2 protein-coding genes and 2 pseudogenes are annotated in these 3,320 nt (G+C 69.5%); 1 reads left to right on the top strand and 3 read right to left on the bottom strand.

Annotated elements, in window-relative coordinates; all coding sequences use genetic code 11:
* Nucleotides 1-226 (bottom strand): annotated as a pseudogene (locus tag AOK11_RS37245) (type II toxin-antitoxin system PemK/MazF family toxin); the annotation flags it as partial.
* Between the two features lie 203 nt (nucleotides 227-429).
* Here AOK11_RS37245 and AOK11_RS37240 point away from each other — a divergent pair.
* Nucleotides 430-1,182 carry an MBL fold metallo-hydrolase gene (locus tag AOK11_RS37240; RefSeq protein WP_055598048.1) on the top strand — a complete coding sequence of 251 codons (753 nt, stop codon included), beginning with the start codon at nucleotides 430-432 and terminating at the stop codon, nucleotides 1,180-1,182.
* A gap of 130 nt (nucleotides 1,183-1,312) precedes the next feature.
* Here AOK11_RS37240 and AOK11_RS37235 read toward each other — a convergent pair whose 3' ends face one another.
* The gene (locus tag AOK11_RS37235; RefSeq protein ID WP_055598047.1) at nucleotides 1,313-2,563 is read right to left on the bottom strand and encodes a PTS transporter subunit EIIC; all 1,251 of its coding nucleotides are present in this window, start codon (nucleotides 2,561-2,563) and stop codon (nucleotides 1,313-1,315) included.
* Nucleotides 2,564-2,830: 267 nt separating this feature from the next.
* Nucleotides 2,831-3,320 (bottom strand): annotated as a pseudogene (locus AOK11_RS37230) (hypothetical protein); the annotation flags it as partial.

The raw sequence follows: 3,320 nt of genomic DNA, 5'->3' as shown, positions 1-3,320 counted from the left end.
GCCCCCCGTCCCCCGCCCGCGGCACGTCCGCGTAGGGCACGTCCGCCCACCAGATCTCCGTGGGCCGGGGCCGGCCGTCCCCGGTGTCCGTCACGGTCCCCGCCCCGGCCGGCGCACTCCGGAGGCGGGCCCGGTGCCGGTGTCCCCGGCCCCATCCGTCGACGAGCGCGGCGACCAGCGCGAGCAGGACCACCGCGACGAGTGCGAGCCACCACGACGTGTTCATGACCCGACCGTACCGGCGCGGGCTACAGCCGCGCGCCCTCTCGCGCGCCCTACGTGATCCGCTTCCCATCGAACCGGTGACAGCGCAGGTGAGTTCCCCCACAACAGACCCTGGCGGAGGAGCGACCAAAGGTTTTGCGCCTTACGCTCGATGAACCGCACGACCCCCGTTTTCACTACCCCGCCAGCGGAGGTTTCTGCTTCATGAAGCTCACCGTCGTCGGCTGCTCGGGGTCGTTCCCGTCCGTGGAATCGGCCTGTTCGAGCTACCTCGTCGAGGCCGACGGCTTCCGGCTGCTCCTCGACATGGGCAACGGCGCCCTGGGCGAGTTGCAGCGCCACTGCGGTCTCTACGACCTGGACGCGATCTTCCTCAGCCACCTGCACGCCGACCACTGCATCGACATGTGCGCGTACTTCGTGGTGCGCTACTACCGGCACGACGGAGGCCGCTGCGACCCGCTCCCGGTCTACGGACCCGAGGGCACGGAGCACCGGCTGACCACGGCCTACGCCGACACCCCCTCCGCCTCCTCCATGAGCGAGGTCTTCGACTTCCACACGGTCAAGCCGTCCACCTTCGAGCTCGGCCCGTTCGTCGTGCACACCGAACGCGTCGCGCACCCGGTGGAGGCGTACGCCATCCGCATCGAGCACGGAGGGAAGTCGCTGACGTACTCCGGCGACACCGGGGTGAGCACCGCGCTCGACGAACTCGCCCACGACACCGACCTCTTCCTGTGCGAGGCCGCCTTCACCGCCGGCAAGGAGAACATCCCCGACCTGCACCTCAACGGCCGCGAGGCGGGTGAGTCGGCGGCCCGCGCCCGCGCCCGCCGGCTGGTCCTCACCCACATCGCCCCGTGGACCGACCCGCAGGTCAACCTCGCCGACGCGCGCGCGGTCTACGACGGACCGGTGGAACTGGCGGCGCCCGGCGTGACGTACGTGATCTGACCCCCCGTGCCTTGCCCGCCCGCAGGCCCGCGGGCCCGCCCGCGCCCGCACGCACCGAGGCCCCGGAGCCGTCGTCCTCGACGGCTCCGGGGCCTCGGTCACGCTGTCGCCGTGGGACGACGAGGACCGCTCACGCCTTGGTGGTGTCCTCGACCTCCTCCTCGGGCTCGCGGCCCGGGGTCGGCAGGTTGAACTTGACGATGGCGAAGCGGAAGAGCACGTAGTAGATCGCCGCGAACACCAGACCGATGGGGATGATCAGCCATGGTCTGGTCGCCAGGTTCCAGTTGAGCCCGTAGTCGATGGCGCCCGCGGAGAAGGTGAAGCCCGTGTGCACCCCGAGCGCCCAGGTGATCGCCATGGACAGGGCGGTGAGCACCGCGTGGATCACGTACAGCGCCGGGGCGATGAACATGAACGCGAACTCGATGGGCTCGGTCACACCGGTCACGAAGGAGGTCAGCGCGAGGGAGACCATCATGCCCATCACGGCCTTGCGGCGCTCCGGGCGGGCGGCGTGCGCGATGGCGATCGCGGCGGCCGGCAGACCGAACATCATGATCGGGAAGAAGCCCGACATGAACATTCCGGCGTCCGGGTCGCCCGCGAAGAAGCGGTTCAGGTCACCGTGCACGACCTCGCCCGCGGCGTTGGTGAAGTCGCCGATCTGGAACCAGGAGACGGTGTTCACGAACTGGTGCATGCCGATCGGGATCAGCGCGCGGTTGATCAGGCCGAACAGACCCGCGCCGACCGCGCCGAGCCCGGTGATCCACTCGCCGACCGCCGAGATGCCGTCACCGATCGGCTCCCAGACCAGGCCGAAGAAGACACCCATCACGGTGCCGACGAACGCCATGATGATCGGCACGAGCCGGCGGCCGTTGAAGAAGCCGAGCCAGTCCACCAGCTTCGTCCGGTGGAACCGCTGCCAGAGCACCGCCGCCAGCAGACCCATCAGGATGCCGCCGAGCACACCGGGGTTGTTGTAGGTCGCGGCTATGTCCTCGCCGGCCTGCACCTTCGCCTCGGTGACGGGGAACGCCTTCAGGACGTTGCTGTAGACCAGGAAGCCGACCAGGGCGGCGAGCGCCGTGGAGCCGTCCGCCTTCTTGGCGAAGCCGATGGCCACACCGATGCAGAACAGCAGCGGCAGATTGTCGAAGATCGCGCCACCCGCGGTGGCGAACACGGCCGCGACCCTGTCCCAGCCGAGACCGTCGGCGCCGAACACATCGGGCTGGCCGAACCGCAGCAGGATGCCCGCCGCCGGCAGCACCGCGATCGGCAACTGCAGACTGCGACCCACCTTTTGCAGGCCCTGGAACAGGCCGGATCCCCGCTTCTTCGCGGGAGCCGCCGAGGCGGTGGCGGTGCTCATACTTCCTCCATCGTGGTGGTCTACACCACTGAGTGGTGTAGACCTGTTTCTAGCATGATGAAGGCGATATAAGGAACCCTCGGATTCCGCGACCGGAGGGCTACACTCCGTGCCCGTCCCGCGGCCGTTCCTCCCCGTTCCTCCGGACGCACCGAAAGGCCCCCGGACCCATGGTCCGAGGGCTTGGACGACCGGTTCCAGACTAAAAGACGACGCCCGCAAACGCGATGCCCGCCGGCAGCACTCCCGCCGCCGGCGCCCCCGCGGTCAGGCCTTGGTGGTGTCCTCCACCTCCTCCTCCGCCTCCCGGCCCGGCGTCCTCAGGTCGAACTTCGTGATCGCGAACCGGAAGACCGCGTAGTACACCGCCGCGAAGCACAGCCCGATCGGGACGATCGCCCACGGTCTCGTCGCCAGGTTCCAGTTGATGACGTAGTCGATCAGCCCCGCCGAGAAACTGAACCCGTCGTGCACCCCCAGCCCCCACGTCACCGCCATCGACAGCAGCGGCAGCCCCAGCGAACCGTCCAGCAGCGCGCCGCCCGCGCCCGCCATCACCTTGGAGACGTCCGTCCACCCCAGACCGTCGTCCCCGAACACGTCCGGCTGACCCAGCCGGTTGAGGATGCCCGCCGCCGGCAGCACCGCGATCGGCAACTGCAGACTGCGGCCCATCTTCTGCAGCCCCTGGAACAGCCGCTGCCGGCGCTCACGCAGGGGACCGACCTCGGGACCGGCGCCGGCAGGACTCTGCGTA

The sequence above is a fragment of the Streptomyces hirsutus genome (genome assembly GCF_001418415.1).
GTDB lineage: Bacteria > Actinomycetota > Actinomycetes > Streptomycetales > Streptomycetaceae > Streptomyces > Streptomyces hirsutus.
The sequence above is the reverse complement of the archived record's forward strand: the minus strand, read 5'-3'. Positions and strand labels throughout refer to the sequence as shown.

Excerpts from the sequence above, each read along its gene's own strand:
- AOK11_RS37240 (WP_055598048.1), top strand. The coding sequence starts at position 430 with ATGAAGCTCACCGTCGTCGGCTGCTCGGGGTCGTTCCCGTCCGTGGAA.
- AOK11_RS37235 (WP_055598047.1), bottom strand. The coding sequence starts at position 2,563 with ATGAGCACCGCCACCGCCTCGGCGGCTCCCGCGAAGAAGCGGGGATCC.